This window comes from Thiobacillus sp., from assembly GCF_013693775.1.
In the GTDB taxonomy this organism is placed as follows: Bacteria; Pseudomonadota; Gammaproteobacteria; order Burkholderiales; family Thiobacillaceae; genus Thiobacillus.
On the sequence record NZ_CP059257.1, the window covers coordinates 773644 to 795644 of the forward strand.

General features: G+C 62.0%; 21 protein-coding genes and 1 pseudogene. 1 reads left to right on the plus strand and 21 read right to left on the minus strand.

What is annotated here, in order from left to right; translation table 11 throughout:
* Positions 1-28: 28 nt before the first annotated feature.
* The 21 genes and pseudogenes from HZY77_RS03860 to HZY77_RS03960 form a co-directional block, all read right to left on the minus strand.
* Positions 29-394, minus strand: coding sequence for a group 1 truncated hemoglobin (locus HZY77_RS03860; protein WP_018508101.1), 366 nt, complete (start codon positions 392-394; stop codon positions 29-31).
* Between the two features lie 76 nt (positions 395-470).
* Positions 471-1751 (minus strand): fatty acid desaturase, encoded by a 1281-nt coding sequence (locus HZY77_RS03865; protein ID WP_296818922.1) that lies wholly within the window; start codon positions 1749-1751, stop codon positions 471-473.
* 329 nt (positions 1752-2080) lie between these two features.
* On the minus strand, positions 2081-2671 hold the full coding sequence (locus tag HZY77_RS03870) for a response regulator (protein ID WP_296818924.1): 591 nt from the start codon (positions 2669-2671) through the stop codon (positions 2081-2083).
* On the minus strand, positions 2649-5120 hold the full coding sequence (locus HZY77_RS03875; protein WP_296818927.1) for a PAS domain S-box protein: 2472 nt from the start codon (positions 5118-5120) through the stop codon (positions 2649-2651). The genes HZY77_RS03870 and HZY77_RS03875 overlap by 23 nt, the downstream gene beginning before the upstream one ends.
* 4 nt (positions 5121-5124) lie before the next feature.
* A complete protein-coding gene (locus HZY77_RS03880; protein ID WP_296818930.1) occupies positions 5125-6288 on the minus strand; it encodes an acyl-CoA dehydrogenase family protein in 1164 nt (387 codons plus the stop codon).
* A gap of 118 nt (positions 6289-6406) precedes the next feature.
* The gene (locus HZY77_RS03885; protein ID WP_296818933.1) at positions 6407-6706 is read right to left on the minus strand and encodes a hypothetical protein; all 300 of its coding nucleotides are present in this window, start codon (positions 6704-6706) and stop codon (positions 6407-6409) included.
* 11 nt (positions 6707-6717) lie between these two features.
* Positions 6718-7155, minus strand: a complete 438-nt coding sequence (locus tag HZY77_RS03890; RefSeq protein ID WP_296818935.1) for a hypothetical protein — start codon at positions 7153-7155, stop codon at positions 6718-6720.
* 193 nt (positions 7156-7348) lie between these two features.
* Positions 7349-7984, minus strand: coding sequence for an OmpW family outer membrane protein (locus tag HZY77_RS03895; protein WP_296818938.1), 636 nt, complete (start codon positions 7982-7984; stop codon positions 7349-7351).
* A 309-nt stretch (positions 7985-8293) separates the two neighbouring features.
* Entirely contained in the window at positions 8294-8713 is a 420-nt protein-coding gene (locus HZY77_RS03900) for a biopolymer transporter ExbD (protein WP_296818940.1), read from the minus strand.
* A gap of 3 nt (positions 8714-8716) precedes the next feature.
* Positions 8717-9445, minus strand: a complete 729-nt coding sequence (locus HZY77_RS03905) for a MotA/TolQ/ExbB proton channel family protein (protein ID WP_296818943.1) — start codon at positions 9443-9445, stop codon at positions 8717-8719.
* Between the two features lies 1 nt (position 9446).
* Positions 9447-10121 (minus strand): energy transducer TonB, encoded by a 675-nt coding sequence (locus HZY77_RS03910; protein ID WP_296818945.1) that lies wholly within the window; start codon positions 10119-10121, stop codon positions 9447-9449.
* A gap of 2 nt (positions 10122-10123) precedes the next feature.
* Positions 10124-12394 (minus strand): TonB-dependent receptor, encoded by a 2271-nt coding sequence (locus HZY77_RS03915; protein ID WP_296818947.1) that lies wholly within the window; start codon positions 12392-12394, stop codon positions 10124-10126.
* A 20-nt stretch (positions 12395-12414) separates the two neighbouring features.
* Positions 12415-12909: a TlpA disulfide reductase family protein gene (locus HZY77_RS03920; RefSeq protein WP_296818949.1), complete on the minus strand. Its 495-nt coding sequence runs from the start codon at positions 12907-12909 to the stop codon at positions 12415-12417.
* A gap of 2 nt (positions 12910-12911) precedes the next feature.
* The gene (locus tag HZY77_RS03925) at positions 12912-14135 is read right to left on the minus strand and encodes a sialidase family protein (protein WP_296818951.1); all 1224 of its coding nucleotides are present in this window, start codon (positions 14133-14135) and stop codon (positions 12912-12914) included.
* A gap of 180 nt (positions 14136-14315) precedes the next feature.
* Positions 14316-14762 carry a copper chaperone PCu(A)C gene (locus HZY77_RS03930; RefSeq protein ID WP_296818954.1) on the minus strand — a complete coding sequence of 149 codons (447 nt, stop codon included), beginning with the start codon at positions 14760-14762 and terminating at the stop codon, positions 14316-14318.
* Positions 14763-14790: 28 nt separating this feature from the next.
* Positions 14791-15618, minus strand: coding sequence for a dihydropteroate synthase (folP, locus tag HZY77_RS03935; RefSeq protein ID WP_296818957.1), 828 nt, complete (start codon positions 15616-15618; stop codon positions 14791-14793).
* On the minus strand, positions 15615-16154 hold the full coding sequence (locus HZY77_RS03940; RefSeq protein WP_296818959.1) for a histidine phosphatase family protein: 540 nt from the start codon (positions 16152-16154) through the stop codon (positions 15615-15617). Before HZY77_RS03940 ends, folP begins: the two co-directional genes overlap by 4 nt.
* On the minus strand, positions 16151-16951 hold the full coding sequence (locus HZY77_RS03945; protein WP_296818961.1) for a formylmethanofuran dehydrogenase subunit C: 801 nt from the start codon (positions 16949-16951) through the stop codon (positions 16151-16153). Before HZY77_RS03945 ends, HZY77_RS03940 begins: the two co-directional genes overlap by 4 nt.
* Positions 16948-17842: pseudogene (fhcD, locus tag HZY77_RS03950) on the minus strand (formylmethanofuran--tetrahydromethanopterin N-formyltransferase). The gene HZY77_RS03945 and the pseudogene fhcD overlap by 4 nt, the downstream one beginning before the upstream one ends.
* Positions 17839-19503 (minus strand): formylmethanofuran dehydrogenase subunit A, encoded by a 1665-nt coding sequence (locus HZY77_RS03955; protein ID WP_296820822.1) that lies wholly within the window; start codon positions 19501-19503, stop codon positions 17839-17841. The pseudogene fhcD and the gene HZY77_RS03955 overlap by 4 nt, the downstream one beginning before the upstream one ends.
* Positions 19504-19777: 274 nt before the next feature.
* Positions 19778-20437, minus strand: a complete 660-nt coding sequence (locus tag HZY77_RS03960; RefSeq protein WP_296818963.1) for a hypothetical protein — start codon at positions 20435-20437, stop codon at positions 19778-19780.
* A 577-nt stretch (positions 20438-21014) separates the two neighbouring features.
* Here HZY77_RS03960 and HZY77_RS03965 point away from each other — a divergent pair.
* Positions 21015-22001 (plus strand): beta-ribofuranosylaminobenzene 5'-phosphate synthase family protein, encoded by a 987-nt coding sequence (locus tag HZY77_RS03965; RefSeq protein ID WP_296629731.1) that lies wholly within the window; start codon positions 21015-21017, stop codon positions 21999-22001.

The following is a 22001-nucleotide window of genomic DNA, read 5'->3' on the forward strand; positions in this document are numbered from 1 at the left end:
GGGTGCCGACTGGGGCACCCCTGTGCAATTACAGGTGGACGACCTCGTTCTTCAAGGAATACAGAATGCAAAGGACTTCATCCTTCTCGCGCTTGCCCACGTTGTTCTTGTCGAGTGCGGCCAGCACGTCGTCGCACACCGCAACGAATTCTTCTTCGTTGATGTTCATGCCAGTGTGTGCTGTGATCATATCCTTGCCGGTATAGGTCTCCGGCCCGCCAAACCCGGCGCAGCACATTTCGGTTACCAGGCGGATCACATTGGCCGGGTCGCTGTTTGCATACCGCGTTTTGACCTTCGGGTTCTTGACGTGGTTGTTGAAAATGTCAGTGGCGATGGCTTCGATGCCAGGCCGCTTGCCAAGACGTTCGTAAAGTGTGGCTTCGGTGTTCATGTCGATCTCCTCTAAGCGGCAGACAGCCGCAATGTCGTGCTACAACGCCGGCCACCGATGCGGCCGGCACTCGGGGTTACAGGGCGTAGCTGACTTCCAGCCGCTGGCCGCTGATGGATTCAGGATTGACCTCGTAGCCAACCTTGCGGTTGATCTCCTTGGCAATCTTGCGTTCTTCGGGCGACGCGAAGTCGCGGTCCCAGATCGCCAGTTTCTTCTTGTAGACGGCGTGCCACAGCGGCGGGATCAGTGCCAGCACGAATTCGGTGTAGTAACCGATGCGCGCATTGGGTGCGCCCGCGGGCGACGAGGGTTGTCCCACGCTGGTGAGTTCCCAGAAATGGGTTTCGCCGCGGTCATGGTGATCGGCCTGGCGCCCGATCTCGATAAAGGCCCAGCTGGTGAAGGCGTTGTCGTTGTCCCAGGAGTGGCGATATTCGATCGGCTGATCCTTCACGCGAATCAGGCCGTAGTGCTCCATGTAGTTGAGCGCTTCCAGTTCAAAGGTGGAAATCGCCCAGATCAACAGCATGCAGCCCAAACTCAGCAACGCACCGTCCTGCCNCCCTGCCATGTAGCCGACGCCGGCAAACAGCGCCACGGTCGGGATGCTCAGCAGATAGCCGCGGATCCAGCGATTGGAGAAGGAGAAGAAGGATTTGCCCATACGCTTCAGGCGGCGCTGCTCGGTCCGGTAACCGAAATAGGACTGTCCGATCGTCGAGATCACCCAGTGCTTGTAGAGGCTGCGTCCGCGCGGTGCGGTTGCCGGGTCCGTGTCTTCCATCATTTTGTTGCCTTCGGGCCCCAGCCAGGCACGTCCCAGTTCGAGGTGATGGTTGTAGACGTGGGCGTAGCAGAATGCGGCGGCGCCGGACAGGCTCATCATCATCCGGGAGATCAGGAAGCCGATCCCCTTGGTGTGGGAGAGCTCATGGCCGAACATGATGCCCAGTCCCTGATGCATGCCGGCCCCCACCACGACGGCCACCAGTTCGAGGCCGGTTATTCCGTTCTGGTAGGCATAGCCGTTCCACATCATGGTTTCGATGGGAACGCCGGCCACATACTGGTAAATGCGCCAGACCACCGCGAGTTGAAGCGCGATGAAGCTGAGCAGCTGGGCGTACATCATCAGGTTGAGGATGGTGGGCGAACCGACGGGCTGCCCTTTCTTGTTGACGGCCGCACCCTTGCTGTGAATGCCGGACGTGAGGGTGTCCATGGTGATATTGAAGGCGAAGATGCCGATCCCGACCCACACCCAGGGACCGCCCAGCAATATCCCGGCGATGGTGGCCAGAATGCCGAGCGGCGTATACATGTAGACAAGATGACCGAATATGAGACTGCGCATGATGTGGCTCCTTTTATATGCCTCGTTTTGTGGACGTAAGGTGACGGTGAGTCTGCAAAGCGACCTGCGAGGGAGGGGAAGGCCGAATCGCAAACTCACCATCTGAGGCGATTTATACCGACAGGATGTGCCCGGGGTAACCCGAAAAATACGGTGGAACACGTGGAAATACGCGGGTCTTGGCGAATCTGGCAGTGCGCGGGAGGGATTTGGAGACGGGCCGTGCCAGGACATTGCAGTCGGCACGTGGCACCCCGTTCGGGGCAGGACATGCCCCAGGAGAATTCAGCTGGACACGTTGTCCGGGTCGGACTTGAGCAGCAGCTCGATCAGCTGGCCGAGGGATTTGACCCCATCTTCTCCGTGATATTGGCACGATGTCCTTCCACCGTGCGCACGGACAAATCCAGTTCGGCGGCAATCACTTTGTTGGGCTTGCCGCGGCGCAGCAGTTCGAGGATCTCGCGCTCGCGCCGCGTCAGCGTCGCCAGACTCCGGTTGGCCTGGCTGCGCTTGTCCTCCTGTTCCCAGACTGCGCTGTATTTGCCCAGCGCGGCCTGGATGGAATCGATCAGAACCTGGTCATTGAAGGGCTTCTGCAGGAACTCGAAGGCGCCGGTCTTCATGGCGCGCACCGTGACCGGCACGTCGCCATGGCCGGTCACGATGATGACTGGTAGATGCACCTGCTCGCGGGACAGCTTTTCCTGGAGTTCGATGCCGCTCATGCCGGGCATGCGGATGTCCAGCACCAGGCAACCGCGCATGCCGGGCTGGAAGGCGGCCAGGAAATCGCGCGCCGAAGCGAAGGTTTTTGCATTGAGACCGACCTGCTCGACGAGCCAGCGGATCGCATCGCGTACCGCGGGATTGTCATCGACGATAAAAACGGTCGCCTTACCGGATTGGGTGCTTTTCATGTCGGGACTCTCCAGAACCGGGCAGAACGAAACAGAACGTGGCCCCCTGTACGGCACCTTCCTCCAGCCAGAGGCGCCCGCCATGCGCATCGATGATGCTCTGGCTGATGCCCAGGCCGATGCCGAGTCCGGTTGCCTTGGTGGTGAAGAAAGGTTCGAACAGCCGATCTGCCACCTCCTGCGGACAGCCGCATCCGTTGTCGCTGATGCATACCTTGACCGAATGGCGCTCGTGGCGGACTGCCTTGATAGTAATCTGCCGCCGCCCTTCGTCCGTGTCGGATAAGGCGTCCATGCTGTTGCGGACGAGGTTGAGCAGAACCTGCTCGATCTGGATCGGGTCTGCCATGACGGCGGGCAACTGGCGCGGAATATCCAGGTGCAGTTGCACCTGATTCTGTTGTACATCGGCACGCACGAAACTGGCGGCCTCCAGGATCACCTCGCGCAGGTCGATGCGCTGCTGGCGTAAATCGCCCTTGCGCGCGAAGTTGCGCAGACGACGGAAGATCGCACCACCGAGTTCGGCCTGTTTCACCACCTGCTCAAGTCCGTAGCGCACATCGTCCGGCTTGCAGTTGCCGGATTGAATGATGCGCAGGCATGTCTGTGCATAGGTGGTGATGGCACACAGGGGCTGGTTCAGTTCATGCGCCAGGCCGGAGGTCATTTCCCNCAGGACGCTCAGGCGGCCGACGTGCGCCAGTTCCGCCTTGTGTTGGCGGTCGAGTTCCTCGGCTTTCACCCGATCGGAAATGTCGTGGCCGGTCGAGATGAAATGCGTGATCCGGCCTTGCACGTCCTTGAGTGGCGAGATCGTCTTCTGCTCATGGAAAATACTGCCATCCTTCTTGCGATTGACCAGGACACCGCGATAAACGCCACCATTCTCGACCACCTGCCAGAGATCCTGGTAAAACATTTCATCGTGCACGCCCGAGCGCAAAANATAGGTCTTGTGGCCAATCACGTCCGCCTTGGCGTAGCCGGTCAGGCGCTCGAAAGCCGGGTTGACGTATTCGATGCGTCTGTCGCGATCCGTGATCATCACTGAATCAGCAGCCTGCTCCAGCGCGCCCGACAGCTTGCGCATGTGGGCCTCGGCGCGTTCGCGCTGCAATTCGTTACCCACCCATTGCGACATCAGCTTGAGGACTTCCAGGTCGGCCGCACTGAACGACGAGGGGCGCGGCATGGGACCGGTAAAACAGAGGGTTCCGTACAGGCCGCCGTCGACCACGATGCGTACGCCGATATACGCTTCCATATGATGCTTGAGATAGCTCGGATGCGTACGCCATTCGGTGATGCTGGCATGCTCGAAGGCCACTGGCTCATTGGTGAAGACGGTTGCGCTGCAATAAGTCTGGTCGAGATCCTTGCTCGTTCCCACCACGTACGCCGGATGATCGCTGATCGAATCCAGGATCTGGAAACACTGGCCGTCGATGCGCGACAGGATTGCGTTCGGCAGACTGAATTGTTCGCACCCTAGTTTCAGGAGCCGGTGCAGTTTCTCTTCCAGGCTGAGTTCCCGGTCGGAACTGATTTCATGGAACGAACGCAGTACCGTGGCGTGATAGCGCAAGTCGTCTTCCGCCCGTTGCCGCTCGCATTCCGCCGCCACACGGTCAGTCACGTCCTGCAGGATCAACATGGCGCCGCGCTGCCCGGTGCGATAGGCCAGCGGTGCCGGCGTGACTTCCAGAAAGCGGACGGGCCCGCCCGGGACGTCGACCTCGAAAATCTCCGGCTTATGTCGTTCCATGCCTTTCAGCCCCTGCTGCAGCAAGGCGGCCATGCGCCCCTGCTCACGCAACGGAAACTGTTCCTCCAGCGGCCGTCCCAGTGCGCTCCGCTCGCTCACACCCAGAATGGTCTGGGCCTGACGGTTGATGGTCAGGATGGCGCAGTTCAGGTCGACCGTCAGCACGCCGATGGGCGCATGATCGAGCAGTTGATCCAGATAGTAGGTCGCCTCCGGCTGGAGCAGAGGCAGTTTTTCCAGCCGGATCTGCGCACGCGAGATCGTGTTCAGATAACGCATGCGCTGTCGCCGCCGATTCACCGCATCACGGATGGCGGACGGCAGTTCGTCCACCTCGGCGGTGGACCACGGCACCACTTCGTTGCCCAGGAAGGGACTGAACATCAGCGTCCGCTTCAACTGGTCGCAGCGCGAGGGTGCGGTCAGGATCAGAATGGGAACATGGTGGTCATACGTATGGATGCGCTGGGCGATGCGTACCGGTTCCTCGATGTCCATCCCCAGCAGCACGGTATCGGCAGGCTGGTGCCCTTCCTGGAAACGGTGATACAGCCGCTCCTGGCTGCCCAATGCCTCGACCGTCACCTCGGGCTCCAGCGCGCTTCGCAACAAGGTGTTGATCGCGGGCGCCACGCCGACCAGATGCAGAACCCCACCAAGCTCCGAATGGGCAGTGGCCATGTCGCTAGTCCGACAGCAAGGGCTGGCCAAGCAGGGCGCGGCCGATCCAGACGCGCAGGATATCGGTCGTGGGCGACATCAAATGGGCGGCCCGCGCGTCGCGCAGAAGACGGTGCAGGCGCGAGCCGTTGCGATACCCGATCCCGCCGCTCAGGGTCATGGCTTCGTTGACCACGCTGACCGCGCAATCGGCCACTTCGACCTTGGCCGCCATGACTGCCGTGAGCGCATCCGGCTCGCCTGCATCGAAGCTGGCGGCGGCGTGGTAAGTCAATTGGCGCGTGCGCTCCAGCGTCGCCCACAGGGTGCCCAGACGATGCTGCAATACCGAGGCCTGTGCCAGGTTCGAGCCCGTATGGGTGTGGTAGCGCCGGATCAGATGTTTCCGGGCCTCGTCCAGTGCCGTGGTGGCAACACCCAGGAAGGTGCCGGCCATGGCCATCAGAAAATAGGGCGTGACCACGTTGAAGATGTACCAGATCTGGTCGCCTTCCTTGCCCAGCAGATTGCTGCGCGGTACACGCACCCCCTGCAATTCCATGGTGCGCGAGGAATTGCCGCGCATACCCAGGCCATCCCACTCGGCGCCCCAGCGGACTCCCCGGGAGTCAGCCGGGACGACCACGCAGGAAAATTGTCCGATGGGAGCTTCGGGCGAGGCGGCGACCGCCGACACCACGTAGGAATCGGCATGGCCACCATTGGTGACGAAAGTCTTGCTGCCCGTCAGACTGAATTCATCCGAAGACACTGCCTCCAGAGTCGTTTGCGGCAGATAGAAATGGGCACCGGTGCCGGCTTCGCTCAAGGACAGCGTCGTGATGTGACGTCCCTCGCAGATCGGCGTCAGGAATCGCGCCTGTTGGTCCGGCGTGGCATTCGCAGCAATGACAGAAGCGCCGACGCAATGCATGCCGTAACAGATCGCGGTGGAGGCGCATTCCTGCCCCAACGTCTCGCACACCCTTACCAACGCCATGAGCCCATGCCCCAGCCCGCCATAAGCGGTTGGGATGACCGCGCCTCCCAGTCCTTCGCGCTGCAGCGCACGGATCCCCGGCTCGGGCCAAAGCGCATCACGGTCCGTACGTTCCACGTTTGGCGCCACGACATCCTTGGCGATTTCCTGCACCTTGAGCAGCAGGGCGGACATTTCTTGACGGTGCATATCAGCGACTCTATTCGACGACCAACTGGGCAAACATACAGCGTGTACCAGGCTCCGGCAATGTGCCCTGCGCTGACGTCCTTCCAGCCTCGTCGGTGCAGGACACGCAGGGCTGGATTCAGTGATGGTCGATCAGCGAAAACGAAAGCACCTTATCCACACTTTCGATGCGATTGGCGTTGGTTCCCACCACGCACTCGCCATGCCTATCGCACCNCCATAAATGGTAGGCCTTGAATTCGAGCAGGTCCTGATGCAGCTGGTCACGGTGAGGCATTGACCGGGAATCCAACGATTCCGAAGATTTTTCCTGGATCAGCATCTGCTTGATCCGGGCAATTTCGGCCATCAAGTCGCGTGCGCGCTCGCCATTCCAGCTACCCACGACTCTGCCGCTACTGGTTTTGATATCGTCCATTTCTGTTCTCCTCAGAAGCGTTCGCGCACGATGTTCAGGACGGCCTTGGGAATCACCCAGTTGCTGCCCTGCTTTTGTTCCTGAACGACGATGCGCATGTCGTCTGGGGTGAAATGAATGCCTTTCTCCGAAGCCAGCTTGCAGTATGTCGCAATGAAGCTGTTCGCATCGCGCGTCTCTTCCAATTTGGCAAGCAATGCGGGTTCGGCCATGACAATCTCGCCGAATTGTTTGATGCTTTTCTCGAACGGGCGATTCTGGGTATCTCGCTCCAATGCCGCTTTCAACATGTTTAGCTCCTTAGATTCATCGACGTGTCGGGGCATGACGCCCCAGCCCTGATCCAAGCGCCGTAGGCCCCTCGCATGAAGACATTCCGCCGGATACATCCATGATTTATACGCAATGTCCGACCTGCCGATAATCCGTATCGACACGGCATCGAACACGTAAAACTACGTATTGAAAATGCTGAAATTCATATGTAGAGAGGTTGGCCGAATGCCATAAGCATGCGTTCCCCAGTGAACGCGCAAGAAAAACGCCGGGATGACCGGCGTTTTTCTTGCGGTGCGTTCGTCAGGAGAACTCGCGTTCGCTCGCCCTCTTCCAAACCCCTATATCCGCGGCCTCTCCCATATCTCAGAACTGCTTGCCCACTGCCAGCCCGATCAGCAGGGNGTTGAGCGTGATCGTCTCGATTTTCGCGCCGCCCTGTGGGGTTACGTTTGTTTCAAGATAAAACTTCTTGATATCGAAATTGACGAAATAATCCTTGTTCAGCGTATAGCTGAACCCCGCCTGCAGGACAGCACCGGTATCCGCCTTGAAATCCTCCAGGCCATTGAAAGCCGGCCCACTCTGCTTGAAGAACACAGTATGGTGGATCCCCACCCCCACATACGGACGGAAATCCGCCTTCGGCATGAAGTGGTACTGCGCCATCAAATGGAACGGTGCCATGGAGGCCTTGCCCAGGACGCCACCCGCATTGCTGAACTCGTGGCGGGTAATGCCGGCCGCCGTGTTCAGGGCAAAGTGCTCGCTCAGGTAATACGTGAAGTTCGCAATGGGCACCACCTCGTTGGTGGCATCCGCCCCAACGACCGGGGATTTGATATCAGGCCGGACATTCACCAACCCGATGCTCACGTCCAGACCGATCGGATCGGCATGAGCAGATACGGCACAGGCAGCCAGGAGAACGCCCAGAACAGACGGGAGGAAGTTATGTTTTTCATGTAAGGCCCCTAAATAGAATGAAAACTTGCGCTTCATCACAACCCGGATAAAGACGCCGCTTCCTATTACAGGGGCACGGTCTTGGCATGTAAATTGGTAGAACTACCGTATATCCACGTATGAGCCCTTGGCCAGACAAGGGAAATCCCGGAGTGCGAAATTTCCGGTTTTGTGCGCGTTATTCATTCAGCGGGAAATTCACCAACCGGCAATAAGATGCCATTGGCGGATGCCCATGATCGATTGGAAGAACTCCAGAATTATGCGGCTGCCCGTTGGAATGATTGTGTAACGTCATCGGGATGGACACCTGCTCCCACCTTGTACCGATCGTCTTTCTGATGGTCAGTGCCGATCGGGCTCGGTCACAAACCCGATACGGGTGAGGCCGGCCTGCGCAGCCAGTGACATGACTTTCGCGACCGGTTCGTATTCGGCATGCCGGTCGGCGCGGATATGCAGCTCAGGCTGCGGCTGTTNTTTAGCGGCCTCGGCAAAGCGCGGCGCGAACTGATCCATCGCGACCCGCTCGCCGTTCCAGTAGAGATCGCCGTTTTGCCGGATGCCGAGTTCGATATGATCCGGCTTGGTGACATTGGGGGCGCTGCTTGCCTTTGGCAGGTCGATCTTGACCGCGTTGGTGAGCAAGGGCGTGGTGATGATGAAAATCACCAGAAGTACCAGCATCACGTCCACCAGCGGCACCACGTTGATATCGGCCATCGGCCCCGGCCCCCGGCGCGGGTCAAAGCTTCCCATTGCCATGGCTCAGGCCTCCTTCACGATATGCAGCGGACGCGGTTCGCCGGCGGAACTGTTGGCCTTTTCGCCCACGGTGATGATGGCGTACAGATCATGCGCGAACGCATCCAGCCGGGCGAGCCACACCCGGTTCCGCCGGTTGAAGGCATTGAAGGCAAGTACGGCGGGAATCGCCACGGCCAGCCCCATCGCCGTCATGATGAGCGCCTCGCCCACCGGGCCGGAGACCTTGTCGAGCGTCCCCTGCCCCGACAGGCCGATATTGACGAGTGCGTGATAGATCCCCCATACGGTGCCGAACAAGCCGATATAGGGTGCGGCCGATCCCGCCGAGGCCAGGAGGGTCAGGCCATGCTCGACACGCGTCGCCTCCTGGTCGATGCCGTTTCTGAGCAGACGCGTGAGAAATTCACCCAGGCCGCCTGCGGCTGCCAGCTTGTGCAGGCCATGCTTTTCGCCGTCGCTGGCGGCTTCCAGTGCATCATGCGCCAGTTCGGCAAAAGCATGATCGCGCGGCTGTCTGTGCAAGGCGGTGCGGATTTCCTGCAGCGAATCGGCTGCCCAGAATTGTTCGAGAAAGCTTTCGACGCGTCGCTTCGCCAGGTAGTTGGCGATCGTCTTGGTCACGATCAGGTACCAGCTCGCAACCGACAGTGCCAGCAGCAGAAACAACACCGTTTTCCCGAGCGCATCGGCCTGGGCCAGGAAATGGGCAAAGCCTATGTTCGTATCCATGTCATCGTCCTTCGAGTACAAAATTAAACGGCTGGATGGCGACGGCGCGCACGGCTGCGCCATCGCGGCTGGCCGGCCTGCAGCGCCAGCGTTTGACGGTGGCCAGTGCGGCCTCGTCGAGGCGTGCGTAACCGGAGCTGGTTTTGATCGTCGCCCGGTCGACCTGTCCCGTTTCGTCGAGCTCCACGCGCAGCACCACCTTTCCCTCTTCCCCGAGACGGCGGGAAATCGCGGGATAGGACGGCGGCGCGCGGTCCGGGCAGGTCAGCGCGAGTTCACTACTCAACACGGCCGGGCCCACGGGCTTTGGCGGCGGCGCGGGCGGCACGGGTTCGGCCGGCACCTCGATTCTGGGAGGCGGCGGTGGGGGCGACGGCGACACGACCGGATCGGACGATGACACGACCGGCGTTTGCGCAGCCAGTTGCTGCGGGGTGGCGGTTGNAACGGGCTGTTCGCGTTTGACTGGTTTGGCTTTGGGCTTGGGCGGGTCCGGCTTCGGCAACTCGACCTTGGGTGTATCCGTCAGCAGGTCGACAAACAATGTTGCCGTCTCGGCGGGCGGCGGCAGGACACGGTAGTGCCACAGGCTATAGAACAGCGCGCCGTGCAGGGCGAGCACGACGGACAGACCTGCCAGGCGTGCTTTCAGTTCTTNTTGCCGTCGGCCATGCATGCTCAGTAATCCATGCGCAACTCGGCCTGGTAGGTGCGCTGCGGGANAGGATGGGGTCCAATGAAATAGTTTTCATTGGTCAAGTTGTCGATCCCGAACGAAGCACGAATCCGTTTCGAGAAACGGTAGCCGAGTTTCACGTCGACGGTGGTGTATTGGCTCAGGCTTCCGGTATCGTTGTGATTGGTGTCCGAGTTGTCCAGGTTGCCGAACTGAAGTCCGCTGTAAAGCAGGCCCAGGGAACCGGTCCAGTGTTCGTCGAAGCGGTAGGAAGCGAAGACCGAGGCGCGCCAGTCGGGGATGCGTGGCACCTTGTTGCCAACGAGGGCGGGATTGCCCGGATCGGACAGGATCTCCGAGTCGGTGTAGGTCAGGCTGCCGTTGATATCCAGCCCGGGCATCAGGAAATCCGTAGCCTCGTACACCGCCTCGACACCTGTGATGCGGGTGCGGCCGATGTTCTGGACGCGGTTGACGTTGGTGGTCAGGTTCAGCTGGCTGGTGAGGAAATTATCGGTGCGCTGGTCGAACAATGACAGGCGCAGGTTGCCGCTCCCGAGCGCATGCTCCGCGGTGAGGTCGGTGGCCAGGATCTTTTCCGGATTCAGGTTGGGATCGCTGATCTGCGTGACCACGCCGATTTTCTCGGTCTGGAACAGTTCCGTGACGGTCGGCATACGGTAAGCGCGGGCGACCGAACCCCGGATCAGCCAGTCGCCTGCCGCTCGCCAGGCGAGCGACGCCTTGGGCGAATGGTAGGTGTCGTCGCGGCTGGCAATCGGCGCATAACCGCTGATGAAGCCGTTGAAGGCCTGCCAGCGCTCAGTTCGCCAGCCGAACGTCAGCGTCAGGCGCGGATCGAGCTTCCACGCATCCTGTGCAAAAACGGCATCGGTGCGGGTATCGCCGATGGCGGCGCTGATGGGAGATGCGCCGATGCTGCTGTCGTCGTTCCAGGTGGACGCGGCGTATTTGGCGCTGCTGTAGGTGTAATGGTCGTAATGGTAGCCAAAGGTGACGGTGTGGCTTTTCCTGTCCTGGCCGGGTTTCCAGATTGCCCGGGCGTCCAGTGTTCTCCAGCCGCTCTCGTCACCGAACGTGATCGCACCTGCCCCGCCTGCCGAGCCCGGCTGGTCGAGGCTAACTGCAACCGGGGGCGGCGGCGTCGGCGTCCGTGTGATGTCGCGGGNGGTGGAATAATCCGACGCGCTCAATTCGATCGACCAGTTCGACGACAGGCGGCTATCCAGGCTCAGACCCAGCAACTGGTTCTGCGTATTGCTGTCCGACGGGGCGAGCGCACTCGTGCTGACAGTGTAGTTCTTGTTGTCGATATTGACGCTGCCGCTCCAGATGGGCTGGCCCGCTGCATTGCGCAGGTAGGTCCGGGTATCGCTGAAGCTGTCGTTCTGCCAGTAGGCATAGGTGAAGGCCGCGCGCGTATCGGGCGTGAAGTCGTACGCCAGACGGATTTTCATCGTGTCCTGCACCGAATGGTCCAGGCTGGTTGCGCCAAACATCATGCTGGGGACATTCGTCGGGTTGGTGTAGGGCACGCCGCCTGTGACCGGCGTCCCTGCGCCGCTGTTGGCTGCGGGGACGGCTGCCGTGGCGAAGTTGATCGGCTGCGAATGCGTATCGAGATGGTTGAACAGGAACGACCAGCTCAGGCTGCCGTTCACTCGCGCACCCAGCGCAACCTGTTCCTGATGGCCCCGGTAAGTGTCGTCCGTGGCGTAATGCTTGTAGTCCTGGCTCCATCCCTGGACCCGTGCATGGGCCTCGAACTGCTGCGGCTCGCGCGTATTGATCAGGATGGTGGCGCCAGCCGAGTTGCCGGGCAGCAGCGCCGAGAACGGACCGTACAGCACTTCGATATTCTCGATTTCCTCGCTGCCGACGATGTTCCAGCGCGGCGGGAAATTGTAGGAATTGCCCAGCAGGTTGGACAGCAGCAGTCCGTCCGCATAGACCAGCGACCAGGCACTTTGCAGGCTGCCTGCCGTGCGGCTGGCGATGATGCCGTTGCGGTCGCCGACATAGCGCTTGCGTATGAAGAGGCTCGGTGTGTACTTGAGCGAATCCTCGACGTTGATGACGTTCATTTCGCGCATCTGGTCCTGGCTCACTTCGGCCGAGGGCGAGGGATTGTTCGTCACCACGGCCGAGCGCGGCAGACTGACGATCATTTCCGGCAAGGCCTGCTCTTCAGCCCAGGCAGCAGGATGACCCAGCGTGCTGGCGAGAGCCAGCACCAAAGTTTTACGTTTCATGGTTCTCCCTTGTTGGTTTTCTATTTGGCGGTGCCGGATCGCTGGCCCTGTTGTTCCAGCCAGGACTTCAGCCTGGCCTCATCGAGCGTGCCCACTGCTGCCTGGCGCCGATGTGCCTTGTCGTACAGATACGAGCGCGGCAGTTCCCCCTGCCAAGTAGGGTCGATGGCGGCGCGCAGGCGTTCGGGGATGGGATCGTCGAAAACCCAGGACTCTGCATGGCTCAACCCGAGCTTGCGCAGGGTTTTCCGGATCGCGTCGGTATCCTCAGGGCTGTCGACCGCGACCAATACCAGAGGCAGGTTCTTTTCGTTTTTCGACAGTTTTCCCAGCATGGTCAGTTCGTCGATGCAGTACCCGCACCAGTTGACCGACCACAGGCTCAGAATGAACGGCTTGCCCGCATACCGCGCTTCGATCTTTGCCAGGCTGCCCGAATCGAAGCGGGCAGGCTCGGTTGCCGATGCGGGCCATGCGGCCAGACACACGAGAANAAGACACAGACGACGCAGCATGATCACTCGACCTCCAGGATTCGGACGCCTTCGCGGAGCGTGTTCCACACGACCTGCATCCGGCCGTCATGGATGAGGGGCATCGGATAGTCCGCGGCATCGGCAGTCGTCGCGATACGGTGCGGCGCGCTCCAGCTGGCACNCCCATCCTTCGACAGCAATGCCATCGCGCCGTAAGCCTGGCCGTCGAACTCGCGCCAGGTGATCAGCACGATCTGCCCGTCAGCCGCCACGGTGGCGTGGCCGGCCTGGGCCTGCGGATTGCCGAACGCCATGGGCGCCGACATCTGGTCACCTTTCACCTGCCGGTAAAACAGTCCCTGGCGGTTCTTGCCGCGGGTATACCAGACCGCGTGCAGCGTGCCGTCGCCGCCGGTTGCAATCCCGCCGCCATGGTGCGGGCAGGCATCGATATTCCATTCGTCATTGGCCAGCCGCTGCACCTTGCCCGTATCGAGATAGGAAAATGCGAAGTCGCGCGTATTGGAACCGTAGAGGTTGCGCCATAGGGCGACGGGGCCATCCGCTGTCCAGGCCAGCGCTGTCCGGCAGCACTCGCAGGTATGCTCGGCCAACTTGCGGTTGGCATGGAAGCTGGCACCGTCATCGTCGGAGCGCGCCACATACACCGATGTGCCAGCGTATGCCACGCCCTGCTCTTTCGCGGCATCCCGGTCGCGGCCATCCAGCCAGACGATGGCCAGTCGGGCGCCGCTATCTGAAACCAGCGAATCGAAACGGTGGCTGGTCAGGCGCTTGTCGTCGTTGATCGTGATGGGCGCCGAGTAGGTCTTGCCGCCATCGGTCGAGCGCGCGTAACGAATCTCGCCGGTGTAGGGTTGCGGCAGCAACAGCGTCCAGGTGAGATGTACCGTGCCATTGCGGGTGACGGCGATCTTGGGCCGGTTTTCACCTTCCGCCCCGATATTTTCAGATTCGGCGTTGACGGCGACCGGGGCAGAAAAATGTTGGCCGTCGTCGGCCGAATGCGAAACCAGGAGCGTCCGGTTTTCGACCCGGGCGAGCCAGATCCGGCCCTGTGCGTCGATGGTGGCCCCGATCGCCAGCGTGGGTTTTGCCGATCGGGACGCGGCGGCCTGTCCCGGATTTTCCGGCGACATGTGCGTATGCGGCAAGGCCGCGCCCGCGTGCCCCGACAGCAATAGCGCAGCTGCGGTCTGCGCCAGGCCCCAACGGCCGGGAGCCATGTTCATAATGCTCATCATGACGTCTCTCGTTCCCCTGGCCGGATGCGGGCGAATACGCAGTAGCCGCTGCTGCGCCGCCCGGACAATCCGTACCGGCCCTGAAAAACATTCAGGAAATTTATTGGTTTCTATTCGGGACGAGTGTAGGGTGCGCGACGTGTCACGACAATGTGGCAAATTGCCGCAGCGTCGCAGCGGTCAATGGCGAGGCGAGACAGCATCCAGCGTGATGCCGATGTTTTCCTGTTTGCCCTGGCTGTCCCTGAACGTCAAGGTCATGGGCACTTTCTCGCCCGCCACGACCTGCGATGTGAGACCGATGAGCATGGCATGCAGTCCGCCCGGTTCCAGGCTGACCGTTTCGCCTTTCGGCAGCTTGATCGATTCAAGCTCGCGCATTTCCATCACGCCACCGTCCATGCGCATGAAATGCAGTTCGACATGATCTGCGCGGGNGGTCGTTCCCGCGACGAGTTCCATGTCCCGGTCGGCTGTGATCGCCATGAACGCGCCCGCTACTTTCTGGCCGGGTGCCGTGGCACGCACCCAGGCATGGTCGATCTTCACATCGCCGGCCCAGGACCAGACGGGGCAAGCGAGGGCGGCCAGCAATAGAAAAGCATGGGGATGGCGACGTGAGCGCATGAGAGAAAACTCCTGAAGTTGAAAAGGATTACCGGGATTCCATACCCAAGGCATGCAGGACCTTCAGGGCATCGACCGTGGCCGCGACATCATGGACGCGCACGATCGCCGCGCCTTTCAGTGCGGCCAGCGTGGCCGCCGTGATACTGGCGACCAGCCGTTCCGGCGCCGGCCGGCCGGTGAGCGTGCCGAACAATGATTTGCGCGAGATGCCCACCAGGGTCGGCGACGCCAATGTAAAACGGTCCAGTGCCTGAAACAGGGCGATGTTGTGTGCGGGTGTCTTGCCGAAACCGAAGCCGGGGTCCCACAGCAGGCGTTCCCGGGCAATGCCTGCCCGCGTCGCCGCCTCCGTGCGCAGATGCAAATACTCCAGCACCTCCGATACGACGTCACCGTATCGCGGTTGCTGCTGCATGGTCTGCGGCGTGCCCTGCATATGCATCAGGCAGACGCCGCAGTGCGAAGCCGCCACGACGTCAAGCGCACCGGGCGCGCGCAAGGCATTGACGTCGTTGATCATGTCGGCCCCTGCGTGCAGGGCGGCCGCCATCACCGGCGTCTTCATGGTGTCGATCGACAGTGCGGCGCCGCAGTCGCGCAGGCCTTTGAGCACCGGCAGCACCCGCCTCAATTCCTCCTCGGCTTCCACCGGGGTGGCGCCGGGCCGGGTGGATTCTCCGCCGATATCGAGGATGTCGGCCCCCTCGCGCAGTCGCAACCCATGCTCGATGGCACGCTCGCGGGCTGCATAAAGCCCGCCGTCTGAAAACGAATCGGGCGTCGCATTGACGATGCCCATGACCAGGGGACGCGCCAGCGTAAAGTGGAAACGGCCGCAAGTGAATGCTGTCATGCCGGGTCGAATTCCAGTACTTCGCAGTGATCCACCCAGACATTCCACATCTCGGGCAGGCTCAGCTTCCTGAAATGCCCCGTCACGGCCTGCAGAACCTCGTGATGCGCCACCACCAGCACCGCGGACGCGTCATCGTGCTCGATCTCTTCCAGGAAGCCGTGCACGCGTCCGACCATCTCCGCATAGGACTCGCCTGTGGACGCCTTCCATGAAAACGGATCGGCTGCGCCGCGCATGGCAGACAGATACTCCGCAACCGGCTGACCTTCGTAGCCGGTGTTGCGATCGTCGAGTCGCCCATCCACATAGATGTCGGCGCAATGGGACGCGTTGACGATGGCCGCAGTTTCGTGGGCGCGCTTCAGGCGCGACACATACACGCGCCGGATCGGCACATCCCGCAAGCGTTGTGCGGCCGCCGCCGCCTGCAACCGCCCCTTCGGCGTCAGCGACACCGGAACGGCCGGATCGGCATTGCACAGGCCGCGCAGGTTGTACTCGGATTCGCCGTGGCGCAGACACACCATTTTCATGCCAGCACCAGGATCTCCCCTTTGCCGCCGAAGGCCAGATCGCCCATGTAGCGGTGTGCTTGCGTGGAAGCCGGCAGCAGCCCGGGCAGGAAGCTTTCCGCATGGCGATGCAGCAATCCCAGGTAACTCAGGTCGACCCGACCCGAATCATTGAAGCTCAGTGGGATGGCTTCGGGACTGCGGCCCAGGATCAGGCTTCCGCGTCGCAGGCCGGATCCCGGCAGCGTGCCGCAGCCACCCGCCACCACGAGCGTACCGGCGAGGAGCCGCGCACCGCAGGCGTCCCCCGCCTGGCCGCGTACGAGAATCAAGCCGCGCCGCATGCGATCGCCGAGACGATCGCCAGCATTGCCTTCGACCGCCACCACGCCGCCCGCCATCCCGGTACGGTCGCCGGTCAATGCGGCACCGAGCCAGTCGCCGGCATTGCCGCGGATGCGCAGCAGGCCGCCCATCATGCCGTTGGCGGCGCCATCTCCGGCATCGCCGCGAATATCGAGTTCGCCGCCGCGCATCCCCTGCGCGGCGTAATGCCCTGCCGGTCCTTCGATCCGCACGCTGCCCGTGCTCATGCCCTTGCCCAGGCAATCGAGTCGATCGCTGTCGGTACGGATCACCAGCATGTCGGTTTCGTCCACGTCCACCTCGAACAGGTCGCCCAGCATCATAGGGTTGCCTGCCAGATGGATGATCTGCTTCGCGATGTCATCCGCACGCCGCCCGGCGAGCGTTTCCGGCAGTACGCCGGTCATGTCGACACGTCCGTTCGGCATGGCGCGCAAGTTCAGTGTCGTCATGCCAGAATCTCCCGCAACCGGTAGTGGAACTGGCCCAGCTTTCCGCCGTAGTTGCCGGCCGACAGACGTACGATGCCTCCTGCCGCGCCGATCCCGCAGACCGCATCCATGCCGGCCTTCATCGCCACGCGCATGTCGGCGTCGGTGACGGCATCGATCACGATCTCGAGCACGGCGTCCACGCCCGGGCTGAGCTCGGTTTTCGCTACGCCGCGCAGGGTCGGACAGAAGGCATCGTTGGTGGAAGCGGGTAGCGCCTTGTATTTGGAGCCCACCTTGGAGCCCGAGCGGACCACCCCACCCGGGAAGGGCGCGATGGCGCCAGGAACGCGCAGGATGGCATCCACTGCCGCTTCGCAGGCGGCCAGCGCCCGGCTGCGCGAACGCGCCAGGACCAGGAAATTGCCGCCGCCGACCGAACGCATCAGACCGGTCGTTTCCTCGGCCAGAAACTCGCCGTCCATCACCGGGATGCGCCAGTAGCGTCGGCCGGCGATGAGTTTGGACATCTGCCAGCCGTCGCCGAAATAGCGCAGGTTTTCCGAGCGGCAGCGATTCCTCGCCTTCGCAGCCGGCGAACACAGCCGTGGTGGGACAGGTCAGCACGCACTGGCCGACACGCCGCTCCAGCTGTTTGGCCAGCTCCTTGGTGGAGACGGCAAACAGCAGGCCGGCCACGCCAGGGCGCCCGTCGGGTGTTTCCTCCGGAGACAGCTCGCGTTCGATACCCGCCTCGCAGCCGCAGGCGATGACCGAGGTGGCAAAGCCGAAGGCGGCGTTGGCCGCATGCTTTGCCCAGGTCAGGTTGTCCGCGGTGATGACAATGCGGGTTGCCTTCATACCGAAGGCTTCCGCATAGGTGTCGTCGATGTATACGCCATTGATGATCACGCCGCCCTCCCCTTGCACACATGGGGAATCAGTTTGCTGGCGCCGCACGTGCAGATCTCGTCGTCGCTTATGCGGACGTTTTCCATCCTGACTGTCATGTAACGATCGAAATAATCCTTCAGGGGTTTCTCGATGCCCTTGTCGTACTCGGGCTTCACCACGTGCAATGCACCATTGACCACGTTCACCACCTTGCCGTCGCGCACGATGAGCTGGCCGTCCTTGAACACATACTCGGGCTGCGCAAACATGGCCTCGCGGTCGGCATCGTCGCGATAGACCACGATGTCGGCCGCCGCCCCTTCGCCCAGATGACCGCGATCGGTCAGGCCGAGGGAGCGGGCCGGTGCAGCGCGCGTCATGATGGCGATCTCGTAGAGGCTGTATTCCCGATCCAGACTGCGCAGCTGGCTGTGCGCGGCGGCCTCGGCGTTGATCTCGTCCAGCTTCGAATCGCGGAAGCGCTTGTCCATCAGCAGGCGAATCAGGTGCGGATAGCTGGTGAAGGGCGCACCGTTGGGATGGTCAGTGGTCAGGAAGATGCGCCAGGGATCGTTGACCCGCAGGAACAGTTCCAGACCGATCGCCCATTGCAGGGCGTTGACGAAATTCTTGTCGCGGTACTTGAACGGAACCACGCCGCAGCCCGCGTCGCATTCGATGTCCATAACCACCCATTTGTCCGGGCTGGCATGGCGATGGTTGCCGTACTGCTTCATGCTGTCGCCCGAGACGGTCACCGTCTGGCCAAACAGGACTTGTCCGACATCGGCCGACACATTGCGCATGCGGTTGATGGCATCGGCAATGCGCTCGGCTTCGGAGGAAAACTTGCGCTCGCCTTCGGTGCCATAACTGTGGAACTGGATATGCGTCAGATGGATGGGCAGCCCCTCCGCCGCGGCCATGGTTGCCAGGGTGGTGTCGGCATTGCCGGGAACGCCCAGGTTGCTCGCGTGCACNNGCAGCGGGTGCGCCACACCCAGGTCGTGCACAGCCCGCGCGAGTGCCTGCACCACCTGTCGGGGTGTCACGCGGTAATAGGGATGGGCCTCGTCCAGATCCAGGCTGCGGGCATTGAACTTGAAGGCAGAGATGCCGCCCGGATTCACCACCTTGATGGCCATGGCCTGGCTCGCATCCAGCGTCCAGCCCACGTAGTCGTTGATCAGGCGCTGGTCCGCCCCGCTGGCCAGCATGCGCAGGAAAAAGTCGTCACTGCCGAGCATGGCGTAGGCGCCCTTGTCCACCATGGGCGTATCGCCCATCTCGAGATGGGTATGACGCGCGTTGGTGGGCTGCATGGCCGGCTCGAAGCAGGCGGTATAGCCCATCTCGGCATAGCGGTAACCGGTGGTCCAGGTCGAGGGCGCGGCGTGACCACAGCCGGCATGCATGCCGCCGCTGGTCGGGAGCGGATCCTGGCGGTGGTCCTCCGGCAACAGCGCCCGCGCAATGTTCAGTTTGCCGCCGCCGATGTGCGTATGCAGGTCGATGGCGCCGCCCATCACCACGCGGCCGGCGAGATCGATGTCGCGATCGATTCTCGCATCCGGCCCTGGTGCGGCCACGATGCGGCCATCCTCGATATAGAGATCGCGGACCTCGCCATCGACGCCGTGCGCAGGGTCGTAGATCCGGCCATTCTTAAGCCGCAGCATGATTCGTCTCTCCCTGGATGATGGCAGGACCTGGGCCACGCTCGGCAGGCTGGACGATGCGGGCGCCGTCAAGGGCAAGGCCACCACCGCATCCATGCGATGCAGGAAACCCGCATGCTGTACGCCCGGAACGGCCACCGGAATGAACACATCCGGCGCCCGGGCAAACCGCATGTCGGCCCGACCCAGCACCACGGTCGGACAATCCACGGCGGGGGCGTGCGTTCGGGATCGAACGCCGATATCCAGACCAGCGCATCCACCTCCCCTGTTTTCAGCAGACGGTCGCTGTCGAACAGCAGCGGTTCATAGCGCGGACCGGCGATTTCGTATGCGGTGCGCAAGGGGTAGCCGGTCTGCCAGGTGCAGGTTTGCGCGGCCGAGGTGCCGCCATCGTCGCCCCCAGAGGCAACCCGGACCATCGCGTCGCCTGGTTGAGATCCTTGACCAGATTCACGGCCGACTGGATGGTCAGATCGGCCTGCGGAAAATCCAGTTCCGCCGCGTTCCAGACCAGCACACCATAGCGGGCCGCACGCATATCGGCCAACAGGGCCTCGATCTGCCCGATCGACACGCCCGCCACGTCTGCGGCACGCGTAGGCATCCCTGCCAAGCTGGCGCGCATGACGGCAAATAATTCGCCCAGGCGGCCCGCATCGATCGGGATGGACGAAACGGATACGCCGTCCATGACGGGAATGGACGGCACGGGATCGCCCAGAACCACGACCTTGCGCGTCAACTCGCCAAACTGGGACGCCGGGGCAAGACAGCGTTCGAAGAAACGCGGATAGCGCGAAGCATCCGTGCCCGCCAGCACGATCAGGTCGGCACGGTTGCGCACCTCGGACAGGGTGGTCGTCACCCAGCCGCCATCCTGGAAAGCCTGCACATTACGGAACTGTGCGCGGCCATGCATGTGGTCGACCACGCCCCCAGCTTTTCCGCCAGCGACAGGGCAGCGCGATGGCCCGTGACATCGCATCCCAATCCTCCGATCAGCGGACGGCGCGAACCTGACAGGATGATCGCCGCCGACCGGCAAGCTTCATCCCGGCTGATGGGCAAGCCGGCAATCATGGCCTGGCCAGGGTCCGGGATGGAAAACAACCGCGATGCGCGGGGACACGCCGGCGTTCGAGCCGCACGCCGTCCCCTCGCGCACGACTTCCAGATCGTCACACAGCAAACCGCAAAAAGGACAACAAACCGAAGGACTGGACACTGAGATAGAAGACTCAAAAGACTGAAGTGCCAAAGCATTTAGCAGGATCCATGCCATGCATGTCACGGCTGCGCCTATGTGTCTGGCCAGGCAGGCAGTTTCCCGTCGACGCATGCCGCCTTCCTCCATAAAAGATGTCACGCGGCCGATGCGAGCGGCGTGACAGTCTGTCACATCGTCGCTCTGAGCATGTAAAGCTAGACGATTGATTATTTATGTATTTTCCCATTGGCATAGCAATTGCTTCCAGAGGCTTACACGCTTTGCACCACGCCATATACACATGCCACATACCGCCACGATCAGCGTTACCGTACGAGCCTCCGCACGGCTTCACATGGGGTTTCTCGACCTCAATGGCGGACTGGGGCGGCGCTTCGGCAGCCTGGGTCTGTCACTGGATGAACTGGCCACGACGCTGACCGCCTATCCGGCCGAACAGGTTTCGGCAGAAGGTCCGCAATCCGAGCGGGTGGAATCGTTTGCACGCCAATCGCTCGCGGCCATGGGCATTACGGACGGCACCTATATCCAGGTCCATCAGGCCATCCCCGATCACGCCGGTCTCGGCTCGGGTACCCAACTCGCCCTGGCCGTCGGCACGGCGCTTGCCCGGCTGTATGACGTGGATTGGCCGGTCCACGACATGGCCAGGAAATTGAACCGGGGCGCGCGTTCAGGCATCGGCCTGGGCCTGTTTACGCAGGGCGGGTTCGTGGTGGATGGCGGACGCAAGGACGAAGGCGACCCGCCCCTGGTGATTTCGCGCATCGAGTTTCCCGCGCAGTGGCGCGTGATCCTGGTGATGGACAAGACCTACAAGGGCTTGCACGGCGAGCAGGAAAAGCGGGCCTTCGCCGCCCTGCCAAAATTTCCCGAGGCGCGAGCCGCGCACCTGTGCCGGCTCGCGCTGATGCAGGCCATGCCGTCCCTGGTCGAGCAGGATCTTCCGGGATTCGGCGCCGCCATCCACGCCATCCAGCAGACCGTGGGTGATCATTTCGCGCCGGCCCAAGGCGGACGGTTCGCCAGCCATCACGTGGCCAGCGCGCTGGCCTGGCTGGCACGGAACGGCGCCGAAGGCATCGGGCAAAGCTCGTGGGGGCCCACCGGTTTTGCATTGATCGACTCGGAAATTCAGGCACGTTCCCTGGCACGTGCCGCGTACAACGAGTTCGGTACCGAAGGGCTGGAATTCATGGTGTGTTCCGGCCGCAACCGCGGCGCGGAAATCCGTACCGAAGCATACCGGGCCCAAGCGCATTCCTGA